17 protein-coding genes and 1 pseudogene are annotated in these 22368 nt (G+C 73.0%); 14 read left to right on the plus strand and 4 right to left on the minus strand.

Features of this window, described 5'->3' with window-relative positions; all coding sequences use genetic code 11:
* Positions 1–30: 30 nt before the first annotated feature.
* From VSR01_RS30395 to VSR01_RS30420, 6 genes are all read left to right on the plus strand, one after another.
* Entirely contained in the window at positions 31–783 is a 753-nt protein-coding gene (locus VSR01_RS30395; RefSeq protein ID WP_326452227.1) for an MBL fold metallo-hydrolase, read from the plus strand.
* A 92-nt stretch (positions 784–875) separates the two neighbouring features.
* Positions 876–1481 (plus strand): YdbC family protein, encoded by a 606-nt coding sequence (locus VSR01_RS30400; RefSeq protein WP_326452228.1) that lies wholly within the window; start codon positions 876–878, stop codon positions 1479–1481.
* A 133-nt stretch (positions 1482–1614) separates the two neighbouring features.
* Positions 1615–2277, plus strand: a complete 663-nt coding sequence (locus tag VSR01_RS30405) for a phosphoglycerate mutase family protein (RefSeq protein WP_326452229.1) — start codon at positions 1615–1617, stop codon at positions 2275–2277.
* A gap of 75 nt (positions 2278–2352) precedes the next feature.
* On the plus strand, positions 2353–3384 hold the full coding sequence (locus VSR01_RS30410) for an ADP-ribosylglycohydrolase family protein (protein WP_326452230.1): 1032 nt from the start codon (positions 2353–2355) through the stop codon (positions 3382–3384).
* A gap of 72 nt (positions 3385–3456) precedes the next feature.
* Positions 3457–4143, plus strand: a complete 687-nt coding sequence (locus VSR01_RS30415; RefSeq protein ID WP_326452231.1) for a ribonuclease HII — start codon at positions 3457–3459, stop codon at positions 4141–4143.
* Between the two features lie 54 nt (positions 4144–4197).
* Positions 4198–4776 (plus strand): hypothetical protein, encoded by a 579-nt coding sequence (locus VSR01_RS30420; protein WP_326452232.1) that lies wholly within the window; start codon positions 4198–4200, stop codon positions 4774–4776.
* Positions 4777–4779: 3 nt separating this feature from the next.
* On the opposite strand, the gene VSR01_RS30425 is transcribed toward VSR01_RS30420, so the two are convergent.
* Positions 4780–5370 (minus strand): hypothetical protein, encoded by a 591-nt coding sequence (locus VSR01_RS30425; protein ID WP_326452233.1) that lies wholly within the window; start codon positions 5368–5370, stop codon positions 4780–4782.
* 200 nt (positions 5371–5570) lie between these two features.
* Positions 5571–7760, minus strand: a complete 2190-nt coding sequence (locus VSR01_RS30430) for a RecQ family ATP-dependent DNA helicase (RefSeq protein ID WP_326452234.1) — start codon at positions 7758–7760, stop codon at positions 5571–5573.
* A gap of 134 nt (positions 7761–7894) precedes the next feature.
* Between VSR01_RS30430 and VSR01_RS30435 the strand changes: the two genes are divergently transcribed.
* On the plus strand, positions 7895–9136 hold the full coding sequence (locus VSR01_RS30435) for a DUF4192 domain-containing protein (protein ID WP_326452235.1): 1242 nt from the start codon (positions 7895–7897) through the stop codon (positions 9134–9136).
* Here the strand turns inward: VSR01_RS30435 and VSR01_RS30440 are convergent.
* Positions 9048–10357: pseudogene (locus tag VSR01_RS30440) on the minus strand (alpha/beta fold hydrolase). The gene VSR01_RS30435 and the pseudogene VSR01_RS30440 sit on opposite strands and share 89 nt — an antisense overlap.
* 205 nt (positions 10358–10562) lie before the next feature.
* Between VSR01_RS30440 and VSR01_RS30445 the strand changes: the two are divergent.
* The 6 genes from VSR01_RS30445 to VSR01_RS30470 all read left to right on the plus strand — a co-directional run bounded on the left by VSR01_RS30445 (position 10563) and on the right by VSR01_RS30470 (position 19425).
* Positions 10563–12575 carry a glycogen debranching N-terminal domain-containing protein gene (locus VSR01_RS30445; RefSeq protein ID WP_326452236.1) on the plus strand — a complete coding sequence of 671 codons (2013 nt, stop codon included), beginning with the start codon at positions 10563–10565 and terminating at the stop codon, positions 12573–12575.
* A 93-nt stretch (positions 12576–12668) separates the two neighbouring features.
* Positions 12669–13406, plus strand: a complete 738-nt coding sequence (locus VSR01_RS30450; RefSeq protein ID WP_326452237.1) for an NUDIX hydrolase — start codon at positions 12669–12671, stop codon at positions 13404–13406.
* Positions 13407–13457: 51 nt separating this feature from the next.
* Positions 13458–15464 (plus strand): ATP-binding cassette domain-containing protein, encoded by a 2007-nt coding sequence (locus tag VSR01_RS30455; RefSeq protein WP_326452238.1) that lies wholly within the window; start codon positions 13458–13460, stop codon positions 15462–15464.
* A 50-nt stretch (positions 15465–15514) separates the two neighbouring features.
* Entirely contained in the window at positions 15515–16537 is a 1023-nt protein-coding gene (locus tag VSR01_RS30460; RefSeq protein ID WP_326452239.1) for a FadR/GntR family transcriptional regulator, read from the plus strand.
* A gap of 252 nt (positions 16538–16789) precedes the next feature.
* Entirely contained in the window at positions 16790–18367 is a 1578-nt protein-coding gene (locus VSR01_RS30465; RefSeq protein WP_326452240.1) for an RNA polymerase sigma factor, read from the plus strand.
* Positions 18368–18570: 203 nt separating this feature from the next.
* Entirely contained in the window at positions 18571–19425 is an 855-nt protein-coding gene (locus tag VSR01_RS30470; RefSeq protein ID WP_326452241.1) for a S1 family peptidase, read from the plus strand.
* A 94-nt stretch (positions 19426–19519) separates the two neighbouring features.
* Here the strand turns inward: VSR01_RS30470 and VSR01_RS30475 are convergent, their stop codons facing one another.
* Positions 19520–19750, minus strand: a complete 231-nt coding sequence (locus VSR01_RS30475; protein ID WP_326452242.1) for a DUF7455 domain-containing protein — start codon at positions 19748–19750, stop codon at positions 19520–19522.
* 460 nt (positions 19751–20210) lie between these two features.
* Between VSR01_RS30475 and VSR01_RS30480 the strand changes: the two genes are divergently transcribed.
* On the plus strand, positions 20211–22340 hold the full coding sequence (locus tag VSR01_RS30480; RefSeq protein ID WP_326452243.1) for a DNA gyrase/topoisomerase IV subunit B: 2130 nt from the start codon (positions 20211–20213) through the stop codon (positions 22338–22340).
* Positions 22341–22368 lie beyond the last annotated feature (28 nt).

A 22368-nucleotide genomic window follows, 5' to 3' on the forward strand; every position in this document is an offset into this window, starting at 1 on the left:
GAGGACGAGAGCGAGGACGAGGGGGCTCGGATGGACATCCGGTACGTGGGCGGTCCGACCGCCGTCATCGGCATCGGCGGGCTGCGGCTGCTCACCGACCCGACGTTCGACGAGCCGGGGGAGTATCCCATCGGCTCGCGGGCCCTCACCAAGACCGCGGGCCCGGCCGTGCCCGCGGACGGGATCGGCCCGGTCGACGCGGTGCTGCTCTCCCACGACCAGCACCCGGACAACCTCGACCGCTCCGGGCGCGCCCTGCTGTCGGACGTGCCGCTGGTGCTGTCCACCGCCGCGGCCCGCGACCGGCTGCACGGCGCGGTGCGGGCGCTGCCGACCTGGCAGCACGTCGACCTGCCCCGACCGGGCGGCGGAACGCTGCGGGTGACCGGCGTGCCCGCGCTGCACGGCCCGCCCGGCAGCGAGCGCATCGTCGGCGAGGTCACCGGATTCGTCCTCGCCGGGCAGGACCTGCCGACCGTCTACGTCAGCGGGGACAACGCCTCGCTCGACCATGTGCGGGCCGTCGCCGAGCGGCTCGGACCCGTCGACGTCGCGCTGCTCTTCGCGGGCGCGGCCAGGACGGCGCTGGTGCCGGACGCCCCGCTCACCCTGACCAGCGAGCAGGCCGCCGCGGTGCTCGGCGCGCCGCAGGTCGTGCCGCTGCACTTCGAGCACTGGGCGCACTTCACCCAGGACGGTGACAGCCTGGAGGCGGCCTTCGCCGCGGCGGGCCTGGCCGACCGGCTGCACCGCCTGCGGCCGGGAGACGCCGTCACGCTCTGACCGCCGCCTGGGCGGCCCGGACCACGCCGTCGCGTGCCGGCGGCCCGCCGAAGTCGGTCGGTCGGCGTCTCCGGCACCACTACGATGGCGCGGTGTTGGTGAAGTGGATACGCTGCGGCGTCGTCGACCGGCCGGGTTTCGACCGTGCGCAGCGCCGGTGGGCCGCCCTGCGGGAGCAGCCAGGGTTCTGCGGTCAGGGCGGCGGCTGGAGCAGGTCGCAGCCGGGGGTGGCGCACCTCTTCGGGTTCTGGGACGGGCGGCGCTCGTACGACGCGTTCATGGCCGGACCGCACGACGGCATCGCGGCCGGCCAGGAGGGCACCTTCGAGATGCTCGGCGCCCGGCTCTTCGAACACCGTCTGGACGTGAAGGTCGGCTTCCAGCCGCTCTTCGCCGACGCCGATCTGCTGCGGGTCGCGCTGTGCAAGGTGCGGCCGGGACACGCCGACCACTTCACCCTGATGCAGCAGCGGGTGTGGAACCCCGCGATGGCGGGCTCCCCGGGGATGCTGCGCGGCTTCTTCGGGCAGGACAGCGGCGACGACTTCCTGGTGCTGTCCCTGTGGGACACGGCCACCGAGCACGGCAAGTACCGCGAGACGGCGGTCTCCCGGCTGTCCGAGCGCGCCGAACTGGACGCGGACGTGCTCTCGGTCGCCGGCGACGTCGTCGACGTGGTCGGGGCCTGGACGGTCTGAGCCCCGACCGGGGCTTGGACGGTCTGGGCCGACGGGGCTTGGACGGCTGGGCCCCGGCCGTGGCTTGGACGGTCTGGGCCCCGACCGGGGCTGCCGCGTGGAGATCGGCGCGGCAGGCCCTAGGCTGGCACTTATGGGACGACCCCGCCGTATCGTGCTCATCCGCCACGGCGAGTCCCAGGGCAACGAGGACGACACCATCTACCAGCGGGTGCCGGACCACGCACTGGAACTCACCGCCAACGGACTCTCCCAGGCCAAGCACGCCGGGGCGGTGCTGCGCGAGGTCTTCGGCGAGGAGCGGGTGCAGGCGTTCGTCTCCCCCTACCGGCGCACCTGGCGGACCTACCGGGCGCTCGGCCTCGACCCGCGGCTGGTCCAGGCCCGCGAGGAGCCGCGGCTGCGCGAGCAGGACTGGGGCAACTGGCAGGACGTGGACGACATCCACCGCCAGCGCAAGGCCCGCGACGCCTACGGGCATTTCTTCTACCGCTTCGCGATGGGGGAGAGCGGTGCCGACGTCTACGACCGCGTCGGGTCCTTCCTGGAGACGCTTTACCGGGCCTTCGACAAGCCGGACTTCCCGCCGAACGTGCTGCTGGTGACGCACGGCCTGACCATGCGGCTGTTCTGCATGCGCTGGTTCCACTGGACGGTCGAGGAGTTCGAGACGCTGTCGAACCCGGCCAACGCGGAGACGCGGATGCTGCTGCTCACCGACTCCGGGCGGTACGTCCTGGACCGCCCCTTCGAACGCTGGGGCACCCCCGGCCCGCCCGGCGGCGGCCTCGGCTGAGCACGCCGCGCCGAGGTGACGTCCGGCACTTGTGGATTGACCGGGAACGGACTGAATGCCAGAGTTCTCCGCGCCATGACCGCTGACACCCCGACCTCCGGACGTTCCGGAGCCGCCGATACCTCCGGAGTCACCGACACCTCCGGAGTCACCGAAACCTCCGGAATCTCCGAGAAATCCAGCTCTTCCGGAACCTCCGCGGCTCCCGAAGCATCGGAGGCCGCCGAGCGTCTCGGCCGCGCCCTGTCCAGCCTGTGCGGGCTGGCCGTCGGCGACGCCCTGGGATCGCAGTTCTTCGTCCCCGCCAACCACGCCGCGCTGCTCGACGGCGACCTGCCGCCCGGGCCGTGGCAGTGGACCGACGACACGGAGATGGCCTGCTCGGTCGTCGCCGTCCTCGCCCGGTACGGCCGCGTCGACCAGGACGCCCTGGCCCGGTCGTTCGCCGAGCACCACGACTTCGACCGCGGCTACGGCCCGGCCGTCAACCGGATGCTCCGGCAGATCCGGCAGGAGGGCGCCGACTGGCGGGAACTGGCCGCCGCGCTCTTCGACGGCCAGGGCTCCTGGGGGAACGGCGCCGCGATGCGGGTCGCCCCGCTCGGTGCGTGGTACGCGGACGATCCGGCCCAGGCCACCCACCAGGCGGAGATCTCGGCCTACACCACGCACCAGCACCGCGAGGCGGTGGCCGGCGCGATGGCCGTCGCCGCAGCGGCGGCGCTCGTCGCCGATCCGCACGGCCCGCACGCCCCGGACGCACTGCTGGCGGCCGTGCTGGACCTGGTGCCGCGCAGTGCCGTGCACGCCGGGGTGCGCCGGGCCGCGGACATGCTCGACTACGACGACGTCGCGACGGTGGCCGCGGTGCTCGGATGCGGCCGCCGCACCAGCGCCCACGACACCGTCCCGTTCGCGCTGTGGTCCGCGGCCTGTCATCTCGACGACTACGAGCGGGCGTTCTGGACCACCGCGCGCGCCGGCGGCGACGTCGACACCACGTGCGCCATCGTCGGCGGGATCGTCGCGGCGCGGCCGGGCGGCAGCCCGCCGGCGACCTGGACGGATCGGACCGAAAGCCTCCCCGGATGGGCCCTGCCGTCCTGAACCCGAGGGCACGCGGCCTTTTCCACGACCCCTTGTGGACGGCCGAATCGCCCGGGGTAGGCTGAGGCTGTCATGCCGTACGAACCACCCACCCACAGCGTCGAGCGCTCGATGCGCGCCACCTTGGGCGTCCGCACCGTCGCCGGCGTGGACGAGGTGGGCCGGGGAGCCTGGGCCGGGCCGGTCACCGTGTGCGCCGCGATCACCGGTCTGCGCCGTCCGCCGGAGGGCCTGACCGACTCCAAGCTCATCACGCCCAAGCGCCGCACCCGGCTGGCCGCCGTCCTCACCGACTGGGTCACCTCGTACGCGCTCGGGCACGCCTCCAACGAGGAGATCGACGAACTGGGCATGACGGCCGCGCTCCGGCTGGCCGCGGTACGCGCCCTGGACGGCCTTCCCGAACGCCCCGACGCGGTGATCCTCGACGGCAAGCACAACTACCTCGGCGGCTCCTGGACCGTCCGCACGGTCATCAAGGGCGACCAGTCCTGCGTGGCGGTCGCCGCCGCGTCGGTCATCGCCAAGGTGCACCGGGACGGCGCGATGGCCGAACTCGGGCGGGAACACGCGCCGTTCGCCTTCGCGGAGAACGCCGGCTACCCCTCGCCCGTGCACCGGGCCGCGCTGGAGGAGTTCGGCCCCACCGGCCACCACCGCCTGTCGTGGTCGTACCTGGACGCCCTTCCGCGCTGGCAGCACCTGAAGAAGGTGCGCGAGGGCGTGGACACCGGGGAACAACTCGGTTTCGATTTCTGATGCACGACCCACCCCCCGCTGCGTTTTCCCTGCGCGTTTGATAGACATCAACTCATGCCTCTCATCCCCGAGGAGCCTCAGATTCACGAGAGCGTCCCGGGTCCCCGCACTGCTCCGGCCGCCGGCCGGAGTGCGTCGACCCCCCGTCCTGTTCCCGGTCCGCCGCGACCCGCGGCGTCCCGACCCACCGCACCCCGCCAGGCAGCGCCACGACCGCTGCCCAAGCAGCGTGCCCAGGAGCGCGCGGGTGCCCAGCTCCAGCTGATCCCCGCTCCCGTCGACGGCGCGGTGGACGCCGCCGACGAGACCGTCGACCTGCTGCTGGACACCGGTCGCGCCCCCGGCGAGATCCTGGTGCTGACCACCGGCGACCCGCACCCCTGGGCCGCCCACGAGCTCAGCTTCGGCGAGGCGTCCTACTGGGCGCAGCACGACGCCGCGGACGACGTCTTCTACGCCGACATCGACGCCACCCGCGCCACCGGACGCCCGGTGGTGGTCGTGGCGGTCAACGGCGGGACCGACGAGACACTGGCCGCCTCGCTGGCCGGCGCCCTCGCCCGTGCCGGGGTGCTGCTCATCGTGTGCGGCGACCCGGCGCGCATCAACGCGATGCTGGGCGCCAGCGCCTGACGGTCAGTTCGCGACAACCCGGCGCACAGGCTCCGGGGCACCGCCCGGAGCCTGCCGCGCCGCGCCCGCGTCCGGCGTGGAGGCCGAACGGGCGTTGGGCGTGCGCCCGCTGCGGTTCTCGCCCAGGACGTTCCACCCCTCGTCGGTCAGCGCCACGTAGGAGCCGCAGCGCAGGCCGTGCAGCACGCAGGCGTCCCGCAGGCCCCACATCCACGCGCCGTCCTCCGCGGTCCAGGCGGACGAGCCGTCCCGGCAGACCATGAGCACCGCGGTCCTGACCGGATGGCGCAGCCGCAGGTCGTGCGGGATGACCCGGCGCAGGTGGGACAGCACCGCGTTGCGGCGCTCCCACCCGTCGAACACGCCCACCCGGCCGGCGAAGGACGCGCTGGCCCTGATGCGTCCGTCCGGGTCGTACACGGCGACCACCGCGACCGACGGCGACGGAAGGTGCCGTGCGACCAGGTCCTTGATCACGTCACGGGGGTTGGCCAGCAACGGGACCACGGAGTCCGCCCATTCGGCGGGTTCGAGACTGCGTGTCACGAGAGAGGAAGTGGAGGCGGACGTCCCCGTCACGAAGCCGGTGGTCACGGTCCTCCCTTCGCGGATGCACCCGCGGACCGGGCGCGCGGGCGCACGCCGGTCGCAAAGGGCTCGGAGAGCCGGTCGGGGAATCCGCTGCCAATTCTTCCTCCCGCACTGCCCTGCGGCAACGGGCAATTCGCTGCGGTCGACCCGCTATGGCGCCGTTCGCCCGTTAGATCCCTCCTTTCCGCGCCGCGGACCCGGCGCTATCCCTGAACTGCCAGGACCAGCGGGAACACCGCGGGAACCCCGGCCCGCCGCAGCATCCGGGCCACCACCGCGAGCGTCCAGCCGGTGTCCGCCAGATCGTCCACGAGCAGCACGGGACCGGGCGTCTCCCGCAGAGCCGTGACCAGGTCCGGCGGCAGCGTGAACGCGCTGTGCAGGGCGCGCACCCGCTGTGCGCTGTTGCTGCGGGGCACGCCGCCGGGGTCGCCGTCGGGCGCGTACCCGACCCGGCCGAGCAGCGGTATCCGGCCGATCTCGGCGATACGGGCGCCGAGCGACTCGATCAGCCGACCGTGGCGGTGCGAATCGATGGTGACCACGCCGACCGGGCGCCCCGGCGCGTCGGACCCGCCGCTGGCCCAACCGCCGTCGCTCCTGGCCCAGTCGGCGAGCACCTTGACCACCGCGTCGGCGGCGTCGGCCGGCACCGGTTCGTCGGCCGCGCCCTGGGCGAACAGTGGACGCAGCCTGTTCCCCCACCCGATGTCCGACAGCCGTCCCAGCGCGCGCCCGGCCTCCGCCTGCTCGGCCGCGGGGATGCGGCCCTTGAGCGCCACGCCGGCCGCCTCCAGGCCGGTCGGCCACATCTTCCGCGGCTCGACCTCGACCCCCGGCCTGCCCAGCGCCGCGCGGGCGGCGTCGAGCGTCGCGGCCGAGACCTCCACCGGGTGGCGTGCGCCGGCGCAGTTGTCGCACCGGCCGCACGGCGCTGCCTGCTCGTCGTCCAACTGCCGCCGCAAAAACTCCATCCGGCAGGCCGTGGTCCGCGCGTACTCCCTCATCGCCTCCTGCTCGGCCTCCCGCTGCCGGGCCACCCACGCGTACCGCTCGGCGTCGTAGACCCACGGCTGCCCGGTGGCCGTCCAGCCGCCGCGCACCCTGCGCACCGCGCCGTCGACGTCCAGCACCTTCAGCATGATCTCCAGCCGGGACCTGCGCAGGTCCACCCGCGCTTCCAGGGCCGGGACCGACAGCGGCCGGTCGGCTGCGGCCAGGACGTCCAGGGTGCGCACGACCTGCTCCTCTGGCGGGAAGGCGAGGGAGGCGAAATATCGCCAGATCGCGGCGTCCTCGCGCCCCGGCAGCAGCAGCACCTCGGCGTGGTCGACGCCGCGGCCGGCCCGGCCCACCTGCTGGTAGTAGGCGATGGGGGAGGACGGGGAGCCGACGTGCACCACGAACCCGAGGTCCGGCTTGTCGAAGCCCATACCGAGCGCGGAGGTGGCCACGAGGGCCTTGACCCGGTTGGCGAGGAGGTCGGCCTCCGCCGCCTCCCGGTCCGCGTTCTCGGTGCGGCCCGAGTAGGACGCCACGGTGTGCCCGCGCTGGCGCAGGAACGCGGTGATCTCATCGGCGGCGGCCACGGTCAGCGTGTAGATGATGCCCGACCCCGGGAGGTCGTCCAGATGGTCGGCCAGCCATGCCAGCCGGTGTGCGGCGTCCGGCAGGTGCAGCACCCCGAGCGAGAGGGACTCTCGCTCCAGCGGGCCGCGCAGCACGAGCGCTCCGCCGCCCTCCGACTCCTCGGCTTTCCGGCCGCCGGTGCCCAACTGCTCGGCCACGTCCGCCGTCACGCGGGCGTTGGCGGTCGCGGTGGTGGCCAGGACGGGCACTCCCGGCGGCAGGTCGGCGAGCATCGTGCGCAACCTGCGGTAGTCGGGCCGGAAGTCGTGGCCCCAGTCGGAGATGCAGTGCGCCTCGTCGACGACGAGCAGTCCGGTGCTGGCGGCCAGCTTGGGAAGGACCTGGTCGCGGAAGTCCGGGTTGTTCAGCCGTTCGGGACTGACTAGCAGCACGTCGACCTCGCCGGCCGCGACCTCGGCCTGGACGCCGTCCCATTCCTCGGTGTTGGACGAATTGATCGTGCGCGCGCGGATGCCCGCGCGTGCGGCGGCCTCGACCTGATTGCGCATCAGGGCCAGCAGCGGGGAGACGATCACCGTGGGTCCCGAACCCCGCTCGCGCAGCAGCGCCGTCGCGACGAAGTACACGGCCGACTTCCCCCACCCGGTCCGCTGCACCACCAGCGTTCTGCGGCCGTGCGCGACCAGCGCCTCGACGGCGCGCCACTGGTCCTCGCGCAGCCGCGCGGTTCCGGGCTCGGCGCCGACCAGTCGGGCCAGTACGGTGTCGGCTGCGTCACGCAGCGCGGTGGTCGATTCGGTCATGACCCCATGCAACCCCATCGCACCGACACTTCGCCAACGGCGACCGCGAACCTGTGGATAACTACGGAGCGAAGTTATCCACAGGCTTTCGGGGGGTCTGGCGCACGGTCGGTGGCATGCGTCATCGTCGAGTCATGACACAGAGCAACGAGAATCAGCACGGACAGTCACCGAATCCCGACGAGATCAAAGTCACCCTGCGTAGTACGGAGGAGCTGGCGGACGCGTTGCCGTTCCTGCTCGGCTTCCACCCGACCGACAGCGTGGTGGTCGCCGGCCTGCACGGCGAACGCGGCCGTTTCGGCGGCCGGGTGCGCCTCGCCCTGCCCGACGACCCGGCGCAGTGGGCCGACACGGCCGCTCAGCTCGCCGACTGCCTGATCGAGAACAGCACGCGGCGCGGACAACGGCCGGACGCCGTGGTCGCGTTCCTCTGCCAGGACCCGCGCGAGGGCGAGCGGCCCGGCGACGTGCGGCACCGGCTCGAACCGCTCGCACAGAGTCTGCGGCTGGCCTTCGGACGGCTGGAGGTCCCGGTCGTGGAGGCGCTGTGCATCGCCGCCGGCCGATGGTGGTCCTACTGCGCGCCGCACCCGGACGGCGGACCTCCCGAGGGCAGCGTGCTGCCACCACCCGGCAGCACCGCCATGGCCGCCACCGCCGCCTACGCCGGGCTGCCCGCGCCCGTCTCCCTGCGGGATCTGGAGAGCAGGCTCAGGCCCGCCGCCGAACGGCACCGCGGCCACGAGATCGCGCTGGACATGGCCTCGGCCGAACTCGTGCCGCGCATGCTCGCGGACGCCTCCGCGGGTGAGGCGGTCAAGGAACGGACGCTCGTGCTGGCGCGCACGGCGCTCGAACGGTTCCGCGCGTCACCCGCGATCAGCGACCCGGCGCGCTGCGACCGGCGCGACGACCGGCTGCTCACCGACGACGAAGCGGCCTCGCTCATCCTCGGCCTGCAGGACAAGGAGGCCCGCGACCGTGCCGCCGAGTGGATGGAACCCGAACAGGCCGACGCCGCGCTGCGGTTGTGGCGGGCCCTGGCCCGGCGCTGCGCCGGTCCGTATCAGGAGCACGCCGCCGCGCCGCTCGCGCTGGTCGGCTGGGTGGCGTGGGCGTCCGGCGACGAGGCCGAGGCGCGTGCGGCACTGGGCCTCGCGCTCGACCTCGACGGCCAGTACACCTTCGCCAGGCTGCTCCACCAGGCGGTCAACGCGGGTCTCGACCCGGAACTGCTCCGCCGCTCGCTGCGCCGGGACCGCCGCAGGCGGGTGATCGCCGCGACTACGACTCGCCGCGGGCCAGCCGGAGCAGCCGGTCGAGGACCCGGCCGTCACTCACTCGGAGGCCGTCGTGCTCGTACTCGTCGGTGACCCAGGTCCTCAGCCCGCGGATCGCGGCAGCCGTGGCGAGCGAGTCGGCGGTGTCGACATACATGTCGTCGTGGTAGACCGCAGCCGCGACCGGCACCTCGTTCCGGGCGAGGCGGTCCGCGTCGTAGAGATCCGGCCAATCGGTCATCTGCGCCAGCAGCTCCGCCGTCTCGCGCAGTGGTGCGAGCGCCGGGTCTGTGGCGAACATCCACGGATGGATGGTCTCGCCGGTGAAGAGCACAGGAGCGTCGCCGGCGAGCGCCGCCGCCGCGTCGAACTGAGGGAACTCGGCGCGGATGCGCTCGGCCGCCCAACCGGTGCCGGCCGCGGACACCGACCGCTGGCCGTAGGTCGGCTCGTGCAGCAGGGCGTAGAGAGGGTTGTCGGCACGGGACAGGTGGCTTCGCACCTGTTCCAGGAAGGAGTCGGAGAGGACCGGACCGGCAGACGTCCGGACGAAGGCGTCCTCGATCAGGTAGTGCAGGACATGGGACCCGTTCCCGGACCCGAGCATGAGGCCGAGCGACTGGAAGGCCTCCGCAGTGAGCGTGCCTCCGCCCGGCAGCGCCACCCGGTGCTCGCCGAGGTGCCGCACGATCGTGCGCACCGCCGCGACGTCCTGCGGGTAACGCGCGTAGTGGGCCCGGTTCTTGCGCTCAATCCGCGGATAGGCGGCGCGGTAGACGTCCTCCGCGGTGGAGCGCAGCCCCGGCAGCCCGCCGGTGATCAGCACTTCGCGCAGGCTCTGCGGGGCGAGCGACAGGTAGGTGACCGCGCAGAAACCGCCGAAGCTCTGGCCGAGCACGCTCCAGCGCCCGTGCCGGCCGAGCAACTCCTGCCGGATGCTCTCGCAGTCCCGGACGATCGAGTCGGCGCGGAAGTGCGACAGATAACGGGCCTGGGCGTCGGCGCCACCGCGCGCGGGCAGCGTCTGGCGGGTGGCGGGGGTGGACCGACCGGTGCCGCGCTGGTCGAGCAGCAGCACCCGGTAGTCGTCCAGCGCCCGCTTCAGCCACGAGTCCCGGCCCAGCGGACGGGGGAGCGGCTGCCCGGTCCACCCTGCAGGTAGACCAACCAGGGCAGGTCGTCCCGCTCCCGGCCCGCCGCCACGACCTCTCGGGCATACACCTCGATCTGCTCGCCCTCGGGCGCGCCGTGGTCGAGGGGAACGGTGAAGAGGTGGTCGGTGAGCACGGTGCCGGGCTGGCGGTGTACGGCCATGGGACGGATCTCCGAGAGGTGCGTGACGGCAGTTCGGGAACGAGGTGCGCGAACTCGGTGCGGGAAGGAGGTGCGAACGGACGGTACGGAAGGTGACTCCCGTCCAGGAACGGTAGACCGGCCGTGACCAGGGCGCTCGACCGGGCGTTCATCCTGTGTGCAGCAGTCAGCGAGGGAGCGCTCCCGTCCGCCCGGAGCGATCCCGGTGCAGCGGGCCGGGTCGGCGCCGGAGCCGCTCCACGAGGCGTTCGTCTGCGTCGCGGCCCCCGCGTTCGTGATCTCGCCCCGGCACGGCCGACTGGAGGGGGTGTCGGCGGCGGGCTTCTACCGCGACGGGCGCCGGCTGCTCGCCCGGTGTGAGCTGACCGTGGCCGGGACGGAGCCGGTGGCGGTCCAGGCACGGATGCAGGGCGCGGACCGCGTCCGGTTCCTGGCCACCCTGCGCACCGGCGTGGACCGGGGGCCCGACCCGTCCGTGACGGTGGAGCGGATCAGGACGGCCGCGGGCACCGAGCGGATCACCCTCACCAACTCCGGGCGCGCGGCGGTGAGGCTGCCCGTCGAGCTGGTCCTGGCGACCGACCTGGCGCCGTTCGCGGCCGTGGTCGCGGGGCGAGCGGGTCCGGAGGCGCCCGCCGCGGTCAGCGGGCCGGGACTGCGCTGGTCCAGGGGAGCGCTGGCCGTCAAAGCCGCGGCGCGCCCCGCCCCGGACGCGATCGTCGCGCCTCGCGGGCTGCTGCGATGGGAGGTCGTGCTGCCGGCGGGCGGCAGCTGGACGGTCGAGCTGGCGGTGGAGGCCGCGGTCCCGACCGGGACGGACCGTGTGTCGAGCCGTGTGTCGAGCCGTGTGTCGAGCCTGGGCGCTCGGCGGCGCCCCGAGCTGTGGCAGGACGCGGTCGCGGAGGCGGACGACCGGCGGGTCGGCGCACTGTTCGGCGCGTGCCTGGACGACCTGCGGGCGCTGACGGCGCGCGATCCGGAGCACCCGGCGGACCTGCGGGTCGTCTCCGGGGCGCCCTGGCGGCTGGGGCTGGTTCCCGCGGACGCTTTGTGGGCGGCGCGGATGCTGCTTCCGCTGGGTACGCGTCTGGCGACCGGCACGCTGCGCGCCCTGGCGCGCCTGCAGGACCCGGCGACCGGCAGGATCCCCGGCGTGGTGCGGGACTGCGGCCCGCACCTGCCGCCGCTGGACTCCGGCGCGGAGGCGACGCTGCTGTTCGTCACCGTCCTGGCCGAGGCCCGGCTGTGGGGTCTGCCGGAGCGGGAGACGCGGTCGCTGCTGCCCGCGGCGGAGCGGTGCCTGGGCTGGCTGCGCTCGGCCGCGTCGGCCGGACGCGGCGGGAAGGAGCCTGAATCCGGGTTCGTACCGGAAGGCAGCGGTGCCGCGCGGGTCGTCAGAGCCGAGACGCAGGCGCACGCCCACCGGGCGGCGCTCCAGGGCGCAGAACTGCTCGACGCGTACGGGCGGCCCGGCGCGCGGGAGTGGCGCGCGTACGCGGGGCGGTTGCGCGACCGGTTCGCCGCGGCGTTCTGGACCGACGGTCCGGGCGGCGGTCGTCCGGCCCTGGCGCTGACGGGCTCCGGTGAGGCACGGCACGTCCTGTCGTCCTCGCTCGCCCACCTGCTGGACACGGGCTCCGCCGCGGCGGGCGGGCGTGCGGCCGGCCTGCTGGACGCGGCGCGGACCGGGAGGCTGGCCCGTTTGCTGACCATGCCGGTGCTGGACAGCGGCTGGGGTCTGCGGACGGTGGCGGCGCGGACGCCGGGGTTCAACCCGTTCGGGCACCGCGGCGGCGCGGTGCGGGTGCACGAGACGGCGATGGCGGTCGCGGGGCTGGCCGACGCGGGGTTCGGGGAGCAGGCTTCGGCACTGGTGAAGGGGGTGGTGGACGCGGCGGAGGAGTTCGGATTCCGGCTGCCGGAGATATACGCGGGGGAGCAGCGCACGCCCGGGGCCGCGCCGTGCCCGCACCCGATGGCCTGTCGTCCCTCGGCGGTCGCGGCCGCCGCGGGGGTGCACCTGCTCGCCACGCTGGCCGGGGTGCGTCCCGACGCGCCCGGCGGCACGGTCGCGCTCCGGCCGCTGGGCGGAGCGCCGCTGGGTGCGCTGCGGCTGTCGGGGCTGCGGGTGGCGGGGCGGCCGTTCTCGGTGCGCGTGAACCGGCTGGGGATGGCCATGGTGGAGGAGGCCGCGCCGGAGCTGCAGCTCGGCGGCTGAGCCCGGCGGCTGAGCCCGGCGGCATCCGCGACCTGATCGCGAAGAGACCGGTTCCTGCTGTTTATCGTCAGGCAGACGCCTAAGATCGTCGGCATGTCGCCCTACGACCCGTCGGCCTACCCGCCCTTCGCCGTCACCGTGGACCTGGTCGTGCTCACGGTGCGGCAGCACTCGCTGTGCGCGCTGTCGGTGCGGCGCGGAGAGCCGCCCTTCCAGGGGCGGTGGGCGCTGCCCGGAGGCTTCGTGCGCGCGGACGAGGACCTGTCGCAGGCCGCGGCGCGCGAGCTGGCCGAGGAGACCGGGCTGCACGCGCAGAACGGCGCCCATCTGGAGCAGCTCGCGACCTACGGCGATCCGCAGCGCGACCCGCGGATGCGGGTGGTCAGCGTCGCGCACCTGGTGCTCGCGCCGGACCTGCCGGCGCCGCGGGCCGGGGGCGACGCGCACAGCGCCCGGTGGGCGCCGGTCGAGACGGTGCTCGGCGAGGGGATGTCCCCGGAGGGATCGGACGAGACGCCGCCGCTGGCCTTCGACCACAGCAAGATCCTCGCGGACGGCGTCGAGCGCGCCCGCTCCAAGATCGAGTACTCCTCGCTCGCGACCGCCTTCTGCCCGGCCGAGTTCACCGTGGGCGAGTTGCGCCGGGTCTACGAGGCGGTCTGGGGCGTCGCGCTCGATCCGCGCAACTTCCACCGCAAGGTGACCGGCACGGTCGGCTTCCTGGTGCCCACCGGCGGCACGACGACGCGTCAGGGAGGCCGCCCGGCACAGCTGTTCCGGGCCGGCGGCGCCACCCTGCTGAACCCGCCGATGCTGCGACCGGAGATCTGACCACGGGCAAATCTGTCCGTTTTACGGTAAATCGGGCGTTATGGTGCTGGGGTGATCCAGGCCATCGGTTTGACCAGCACGCCACGCCGCGACGCCGGGCCCGCCGTCGCCGACCTCACCTTCGACATCCGCGCGGGCGAGGTGACCGGCCTGCTCGGTCCCGCCGGAGCGGGCAAGACCGCGGCCGTGCGCCTGCTGCTCGGCGTCGACGACGGCCGCGGCGCCACCCTCGTGCACGGCCGCCCGCTGAGCGAACTGCCGCACCCCGAACGCGAGATCGGCGCACTGATCGGCGACGTCCCCGCGCACCCCCGCCGCTCCGCCCGCGGCCACCTGCGGATGCTCTGCGCCGCGTTCGGCCTCCCCGCGTCCCGCGCCGACGACCTGCTCGACCTCGTCGGACTCGACGCCGTCGCCGACGAGCCGATCGGCTCGTACTCGCTCGGCATGGACCGCAGACTCGGGTTCGCCGTGGCGCTGCTGGCCAGGCCCCGCGTCCTCGTCCTCGACGATCCCGTCCGCGGACTGCCGCCGCCCGAGGCCGCGTGGGTGCACGAACTGGCCCGCAGACATGCCGCGGCCGGCGGCGCCGTCCTGCTGACCGGCAGGGACCCCCGCGCCCTGGCCCGTACCGCGGACCGGATGCTCGTACTCGCCGACGGCCGGCTGGTCGCCGATGTGTCCGCCGCGCATTTCGCGAGGACCAGGCTGCGGCCGTACGTGGCCGTCCGCTCCCCGTACGCCTCACGGCTCGGGGACGTGCTGGCGGAAGGCGGCGCCGAGGTGGTTCCCGCCGGCGGCGGCCGTATCGCCGTCTACGGCGCCAGTTCGGCGGTGGTCGGGGAGGCCGCGTACCGGCACGGCATCCTGCTGCACCAGCTCGCCGACCGCGTCCCGGGCGACGAATCCACGGCCGCCCCTGCCGCCCCTGCCGCGCCGACCGCCCCGCCCGCCCGCGCCGCTCACCCCACTGCCCCGACTCACCCGACTGCCCCGGCTCACCCGGCCGCCACGACTCCCGCCGGACCGCACCCCCCGACCGCCGCGGGTCCGGGAACTGCCGTCGCCCCAAATTCCTCGACGCCGCCAGGCCGCGCGGGCCTCCCGGACGGGCTCACCCGGGCCACGGAGACGACCGACGCCGCCGCCCCCGGGGCCGACGCGCGGCCCCCCGCCTCCCGTACGTCGGTCACGCGCCTGCCGGAGAGCGGACGGCTGCGCACCGGTCCCGCCCGCCCTCTCCGCTACGAGCTGCGGCGCGCCCTCGGCATCCGCACCCCCTGGCTGACCGCGGCCGCCGCGCTGCTCGGATCGGCCGCCGGAACCGTCCTGATGGCCAGGTACGGGGCCCTCCCCGCGGGCCGCCTCGCCCTGCTGTCCGGCTGGTCGCCCGAACTGCCGCTGCCCGCCGCCGCGATCGGCGCCGGCGGACTCGGCGCGCTCAGCTACGGCCAGGAGTACCTGCACCCCGCCCTCACGCCCGGGTACGGGCCCGAGCCGCGCCACCCGGGACTGCTCGCGGCCAAACTCGCCGTCAGCGCCGCCCTCGCCCTCGTCCTGGCGGCCCTCGCCGTCGTCGTGGACGTCGCGCTCATGCGCACCTCGCTCGCCGCCGTCCCCACAGGCGCGCCCGACCCGTTCGCCGACCCCGGCACGCTCGCGGCCTGGGGCGGCCTCGCGGTCGGCTGCGCATGGGCCGGGGTGCTCGCTGCGGCGGCCTTCCGCACCACCGGCCTCGGCCTCGCGGCGGTCCTCGCCGTACCGCTGCTCGCGGTCCCCGCGGTCCGCGCCCTTCTGCACGCGCACGTCGGCCGGGAACTCCTGGACGCGGCCGGAGCGTTGTGGTCATTGGCGAGCGGGGTTCCGCAGGGCGGCGACGCCGAGCTGCCCGCGGCACTGCGCTTCGCCGCCCAACCGCTCGTCCTGGCACTGGCGCTGTGCCTGGCCGTCCTGATGGGCGCCTACACCGCGAGCACATTGCGCGGCAGGAGGCGCGGCCGCCGCCCAACTCCCGCTCCCGGCACCGCTGCTGCCCCGCTCACCAGCAAGAAAGGATGATTCATCCGCATAAACGTCAATTATCAGGTGATGAGTGCTCACCCTTTCGTGTGCTTTTCAGCAAAGCCCTCAAGGCGCGCATCGGCATCGCCGACAAAGGATGCGTGAGTACCCTTGCGCATTCCATGATGACCGCGGCTCGTTCCGCCGACTCCGGCATCGCCGGTCCGGGCGAGCTGGACCGCTATCCGTACGCCGAAGCCCACGGCTCCGACCGCTCCGGGCTGACGCCCTGGGAAGGCGTCGAGCCGGACATGAGCCGGGTCGGCCGCCGCGCCGGCGGCAACCGCGGCCGGGGACTGCACGGCCAACTCGTCCAGCAGCTCGGTCAGATGATCGTCTCGGGCGATCTCGGCGCCGACCGCCCCCTGGTGCCCGAGGAGATCGGCCAGCGCTTCGAGGTCTCCCGCACCGTGGTGCGCGAGTCCCTGCGGGTGCTGGAGGCCAAGGGCCTGGTCAGCGCCCGGCCCAACGTCGGGACCCGGGTCCGCCCGGTGAGCGACTGGAACCTGCTCGACCCCGACATCATCGAGTGGCGCGCCTTCGGTCCGCAGCGCGACGACCAGCGCCGCGAGCTGTTGGAACTGCGGTGGACCATCGAACCGCTCGCCGCCAGGCTGGCCGCCGGCCACGGACGCGAGGACGTCCAGCAGCGGCTCACCGACATGGCGGAGATCATGGCCCACGCCGCCGCCCAGGGAGACGCCCTCACCTTCACCCGTGCCGACGCCGAGTTCCACACCCTGCTGCTCCAAGTCGCCGAGAACCGGATGCTGGAGCACCTGTCCGGCATCGTGTCCGCGGCCCTGCACGTCTCCGGCGGCTCCGCCACCGGCTGCGAGCGCCCCGGCGACGCCGCGGTGGGCCTGCACCACCGCATCGTCGACGCCCTCGCCGCGGGCGACGGCGGCACGGCGGAGGCCGCGATGCGCGAGCTGCTCGCCGTCCCCTCCGCCCGGCCCGCCCTGGCGCAGCCCGTCCCCGGCCAGGCGGCCCCGGCTCCGGCGGCCGTCCCCGCCGCGGGCCAGAGCGCCGCGGGGGACCGCGTCGTCCCCCCACCGCGCGAGCACTGAGCGTGCCCGGACCGCCGCGGGCCCCGGACGCCGGGGCCGGCGGCGGACCCGTGCGTGGCAGATGCCCGCTTCTGTGATGTTCCGGAACGATTCGGGGTGTGACTCGGGCCACGTAAGCTGGGCGTAACGCTTGGCGAGGCAGCGCGATGACTTAAGAGGTGGCGGCCGCGGGAGGCGTACCCGGCGTCCCGTCCGGCGCCGAGCCGCTCGGCGGTCCCACCGAGTCGTTCCCATCGTTCCGAGAGGTTGTTCGTGTCGGCCAGCACATCCCGTACGCTCCCGTCCGAGATCGCCGAATCCGAGTCTCTGATGGCGCTCATCGAGCAGGGTAAGGCCCAGGGCCAGATCGCCGGCGACGACGTGCGTCGGGCGTTCGAAGCGGACCAGATTCCGGCAACCCAGTGGAAGAACGTTCTGCGCAGCCTCAACCAGGTCCTCGACGAGGAGGGTGTGACGCTGATGGTGACAGCCGCTGAGGCGCCCAAGCGCACCCGAAAGAGCGTCGCAGCCAAGAGCCCGGCGAAGCGTACTGCCACCAAGACGGTCGCCACGAAGACGGCGGCCCCAGCCAAGAAGACCGTAGCGCCCAAGGCCCCCGCTCCCGAGGCGGTGGTCGAGGCCGAGACCACGGTGGAGCCATCGGTGGAGGCGGAAACCCCAGCCAAGAAGGCGCCCGCGAAGAAGGCCGCCGCCAAGAAGACGGCCGCCAAGAAGGCCGCCCCGGCCAAGAAGGCGGCGGCGACCAAGAAGACCGCGGCCGCGCCGAGCGAGGACGAGGCGGTCGAGGCGGAGGACGTCCTGGAGGACGTGGCCCCCGACAAGGCCGGCGAGGAAGAGGCGGAGAAGACGGAGTCGGAGAGCTTCGTCCTCTCCGACGACGACGAGGACGACGCGCCCGCCCAGCAGGTCGCCGTCGCCGGCGCCACCGCCGACCCGGTCAAGGACTACCTCAAGCAGATCGGCAAGGTCCCGCTGCTCAACGCCGAGCAGGAGGTCGAGCTCGCCAAGCGGATCGAGGCCGGCCTGTTCGCCGAGGACAAGCTCGCCGCCGCCGACAAGCTCGCCCCCAAGCTCAAGCGCGAGCTGGAGATCATCGCCGAGGACGGCCGCTGGGCCAAGAACCACCTGCTGGAGGCCAACCTCCGGCTCGTGGTCTCGCTGGCCAAGCGCTACACCGGCCGCGGCATGCTCTTCCTGGACCTGATCCAGGAGGGCAACCTGGGCCTCATCCGCGCGGTGGAGAAGTTCGACTACACCAAGGGCTTCAAGTTCTCCACGTACGCCACCTGGTGGATCCGGCAGGCGATCACCCGCGCCATGGCCGACCAGGCCCGCACCATCCGCATCCCGGTGCACATGGTCGAGGTCATCAACAAGCTGGCCCGCGTGCAGCGCCAGATGCTCCAGGACCTGGGCCGCGAGCCCACCCCGGAGGAGCTGGCCAAGGAACTCGACATGACCCCCGAGAAGGTCATCGAGGTCCAGAAGTACGGCCGCGAGCCCATCTCGCTGCACACCCCGCTCGGCGAGGACGGCGACAGCGAGTTCGGTGACCTGATCGAGGACTCCGAGGCGGTCGTGCCGGCCGACGCGGTCAGCTTCACGCTTCTGCAGGAGCAGCTCCACTCGGTCCTGGACACCCTGTCCGAGCGGGAGGCGGGCGTGGTCTCCATGCGCTTCGGCCTCACCGACGGCCAGCCCAAGACACTGGACGAGATCGGCAAGGTCTACGGGGTCACGCGCGAGCGGATCCGCCAGATCGAGTCCAAGACGATGTCGAAGCTGCGCCACCCCTCGCGTTCGCAGGTCCTGCGCGACTACCTCGACTGATCGGACCAACGGATCGTCCGACCGTGAACGGGCACGCCTGACGACGGGCGTGCCCGTTCACGCGTACGGGTCCCGCTCGGCTGGACGCCCCGGGACGTATGCGCGCCCGGCGCCGGACACGCCCGGCGGCTTTTGGGGATGCGACCTCCGCCGCGATCGATCACTGTGGGTACCCAGAGTGCTCCACAGGGTCAGGAGGCCGTATGCGTTTCCCCTTCCGCGCCGCACTGCGTGGCCGAACCGTCCTCGCGGGTGTGGCCGCGGTGCTGCCCGCGCTCGCCCTGCCGCTGGCCGCGCCCGCGGCACCCGCCGCCGCCAACAGCGTCGTGGTGGGTGGCGATCCCACTACGACGCAGGCGCAGCCCTGGGTGGTCGCGCTGTCCAGCCGGTCGCGCTTCGGGGCGTCCCGTTCGGGGCAGTTCTGCGGCGGTGTCGCGGTCGGTCCGCGCACGGTGGTCACCGCGGCGCACTGCATGGGCAAGGAGGCGCTGGGGGTGAGCGACTGGCACCAGCTCACCGATCTGCGGGTCATCGAGGGCCGGACCGACCTCAGCACGAGCGGCGGACAGGAGCTGTCGCTGTCCGACGTATGGGTGAATCCGACGTTCGATCCGTCGACGAACGCCGGGGACGTCGCGGTCCTCACGCTGGCCCAGCCGATGCCGGCCGGCGCGACGATCGCCATGGCCCAGCCCGGCGACACGGCCGACTACGCGGCCGGCACCGCGGCTCAGGTCTACGGCTGGGGTGACACGACGGGTCGCGGCGACTACTCGAACACGCTGCGCACCGCCTCGGTCACGGTCTTCGCCGATTCCGTGTGCCAGAAGGCGTACCCGGGCGGCACCGACGGGACCTATGTCGCCTCGTCGATGACGTGCGCGGGTGCGAAGGGCGGCGGCCGCGACGCCTGCCAGGGCGACAGCGGCGGGCCGCTGGTGGTCTCGGGCCGACTGATCGGCCTGGTGTCATGGGGGAACGGCTGTGCGCTGGCCGCCTACCCCGGGGTCTACACGCGGGTTTCAGCGGTCGAGTCGCTGATCGCCCAGCACATGTGACGGCTGCGGGTCCTCGGTCAAAGCCGGGCGGGCGGACACCCCCTGCAGGGGTCTGTCCGCCCGCCCACCGAGAACTCGTCGCTGGTGCGATGTGTCAGCGCTCGTCGTCTCCCGCCGACGCAGGGGTGTCGGTGAGCCTGTCGGTCTCATCCTGTATTTCCGCTGCGATCTTCTTGAGCTCCGGCTGGAACTTACGTCCGTGGTGAGCGCAGAAGAGCAGCTCTCCGCCGCTGATCAGCACGACGCGCAGATAGGCCTGGGCGCCGCAACGGTCGCAGCGGTCAGCCGCAGTCAGCGGACTCGCGGGGGTCAGAACAGTAGTCACGTCGCCTCTTCTCTAGCTCGACGAGCTGTCGTACCAGGGTCAACATCCAACCAGGCCGAAAACGTTCCCGCTGACGGCATTTCCTTGGAGACCGGCTTCGGAGTGACTGGGTGTTACCGATTGGCGGCGAATAGGAGTCAGTTGCGTCAGATGTCGCGTGTGGATCTGTTGTCCAGTTCTGTCCCCGGCTGGCTGTCGGGTTGTTGATGAGGACGTGCCCGGAGCCTAAATGGTTCATGCCTCCTTGGGAACGTGACATGTGTATCACTCGCGCGGGTGATCGAACGCTTGCTCGATAACGACTAGTATGGGCACCTGGACAACGGGCGACGGCGGGTGGTGGCGCGGTCCGGGGGCGCGGTCTCGGTACCCTCTCCCTCGACGCGTTCACCCGCGCGTCGGCCGAGACGACCCTCCGGGTTGACGAACAACACCACATCTGGACCGAGGAGCTGCCCGCGTGACCGCCGAAACATCCGTGCCGTCCTCCGCGCTGCTGGCGGGCGCAGAGCGCGACGGCTCCAACTACACCGCGCGGCACCTGCTGGTACTCGAGGGCCTGGACGCGGTGCGCAAGCGTCCCGGTATGTACATCGGCTCGACCGACAGCCGCGGTCTGATGCACTGCATCTGGGAGATCATCGACAACGCCGTCGACGAGGCGCTCGCCGGCCACGGCGACAGGATCGAGGTGATCCTGCACGAGGACGGCTCGGTCGAGGTGCGGGACAACGGCCGCGGCATCCCCGTGGACGTCGAGCCCAAGACCGGCCTGTCCGGCGTCGAGGTCGTCATGACCAAGCTGCACGCCGGCGGCAAGTTCGGCGGCGGCTCGTACGCGGCTTCGGGCGGCCTGCACGGCGTCGGCGCGTCGGTCGTCAACGCGCTGTCCGCCCGCATGGACGTCGAGGTGGACCGCGGCGGCCACACCCACGCCATCAGCTTCCGGCGCGGCGTCCCCGGCGTCTTCGCCAAGAACGGCCCGGAGGGGCCCTTCGAGCCGACCGGCGGCATGCGCAAGACCAAGAAGGTCCCCCGCACCCGCACCGGCACCCGGGTGCGCTACTGGTCGGACCGGCAGATCTTCCTCAAGGACGCCAAGCTCTCGCTGGAGACTCTGCACCAGCGCGCCCGGCAGACCGCGTTCCTCGTGCCGGGCCTGACCATCGTGGTGCGCGACGAGCGCGGTGCGCAGACCACGGGTTCGGACGAGCCCGTCGAGGAGGTCTTCCACTTCGACGGCGGCATCAGCGAGTTCTGCGAGTTCCTGGCCGCGGACAAGCCGATCTGCGACGTGCTGCGGCTGACCGGCTCCGGCACCTTCAAGGAGACCGTGCCCGTCCTGGACGACCAGGGCCACATGACGCCCACCGAGGTCACCCGGGAACTGGGCGTCGACATCGCGCTGCGCTGGGGCACCGGCTACGACACCGCCGTGCGGTCCTTCGTCAACATCATCGCCACGCCCAAGGGCGGCACCCACGTGACCGGCTTCGAACGCTCGGTGACCCGTACGGTCAACGAGGTGCTGCGGGCCACCAAGCTGCTGCGCGTCGCCGAGGACGACATCGTCAAGGACGACGCGATGGAGGGCCTCACCGCGGTGGTCACCGTGCGGCTCGCCGAGCCGCAGTTCGAGGGGCAGACCAAGGAGGTCCTGGGCACCTCCGCGGCCAACCGCATCGTCGCCGCGGTCGTGGCCCGGGAGCTGAAGGAGTTCCTCACCTCCACCAAGCGGGACACCAAGGCGCAGGCGCGCGCGGTGCTGGAGAAGACCGTCGCGGCGGCCCGTACCCGCATCGCGGCCCGCCAGCACAAGGAGGCGCAGCGCCGTAAGACCGCCCTGGAGACCTCCTCGCTCCCGGCGAAGCTCGCCGACTGCCGCAGCGACGACGTCGACCGCAGCGAACTGTTCATCGTCGAGGGCGACTCGGCGCTCGGCACCGCCAAGCTGGCCCGCAACTCCGAGTTCCAGGCGCTGCTGCCGATCCGCGGCAAGATCCTCAACGTCCAGAAGTCGTCCGTCTCGGACATGCTGAAGAACGCCGAGTGCGGCGCGATCATCCAGGTCATAGGAGCCGGGTCCGGCCGGACCTTCGACATCGACCAGGCCCGGTACGGCAAGGTGATCTTCCTCGCCGACGCCGATGTCGACGGCGCGCACATCCGCACCCTGCTGCTGACCCTCTTCCAGCGCTACATGCGCCCCATGGTCGAGGAGGGCCGCGTCTTCTCCGCCGTCCCGCCGCTGCACCGCATCGAACTCGTCCAGCCCAAGAAGGGCCAGGACAAGTACCTCTACACCTACTCCGACAACGAACTGCGCCAGACCCTGCTCGACCTCCAGCGCCGCAACGTCCGCTACAAGGACAGCATCCAGCGCTACAAGGGCCTCGGCGAAATGGACGCCAACCAGCTCGCCGAAACCACGATGGACCCCCGCCACCGCACCTTGCGCCGCATCAACATCAGCGACATCGAGGCCGCGGAACGCGTCTTCGACCTCCTGATGGGCAACGAGGTGGCCCCCCGCAAGGAGTTCATCACCAACTCCGCCGGCACCCTCGATCGGTCGAAGATCGACGTCTGACGGGGTGCGGGGGCCGGGGTGGGTGGGG

Source organism: Actinacidiphila sp. DG2A-62, assembly GCF_035825295.1.
Taxonomy (GTDB): Bacteria; Actinomycetota; Actinomycetes; order Streptomycetales; family Streptomycetaceae; genus Actinacidiphila.

Excerpts from the sequence above, each read along its gene's own strand:
- VSR01_RS30420 (WP_326452232.1), top strand. The coding sequence starts at position 4,198 with ATGCCTCTCATCCCCGAGGAGCCTCAGATTCACGAGAGCGTCCCGGGT.
- VSR01_RS30435 (WP_326452235.1), top strand. The coding sequence starts at position 7,895 with ATGACACAGAGCAACGAGAATCAGCACGGACAGTCACCGAATCCCGAC.
- VSR01_RS30395 (WP_326452227.1), top strand. The coding sequence starts at position 31 with ATGGACATCCGGTACGTGGGCGGTCCGACCGCCGTCATCGGCATCGGC.
- VSR01_RS30415 (WP_326452231.1), top strand. The coding sequence starts at position 3,457 with ATGCCGTACGAACCACCCACCCACAGCGTCGAGCGCTCGATGCGCGCC.
- VSR01_RS30410 (WP_326452230.1), top strand. The coding sequence starts at position 2,353 with ATGACCGCTGACACCCCGACCTCCGGACGTTCCGGAGCCGCCGATACC.
- VSR01_RS30430 (WP_326452234.1), bottom strand. The coding sequence starts at position 7,760 with ATGACCGAATCGACCACCGCGCTGCGTGACGCAGCCGACACCGTACTG.
- VSR01_RS30470 (WP_326452241.1), top strand. The coding sequence starts at position 18,571 with ATGCGTTTCCCCTTCCGCGCCGCACTGCGTGGCCGAACCGTCCTCGCG.
- VSR01_RS30450 (WP_326452237.1), top strand. The coding sequence starts at position 12,669 with ATGTCGCCCTACGACCCGTCGGCCTACCCGCCCTTCGCCGTCACCGTG.
- VSR01_RS30405 (WP_326452229.1), top strand. The coding sequence starts at position 1,615 with ATGGGACGACCCCGCCGTATCGTGCTCATCCGCCACGGCGAGTCCCAG.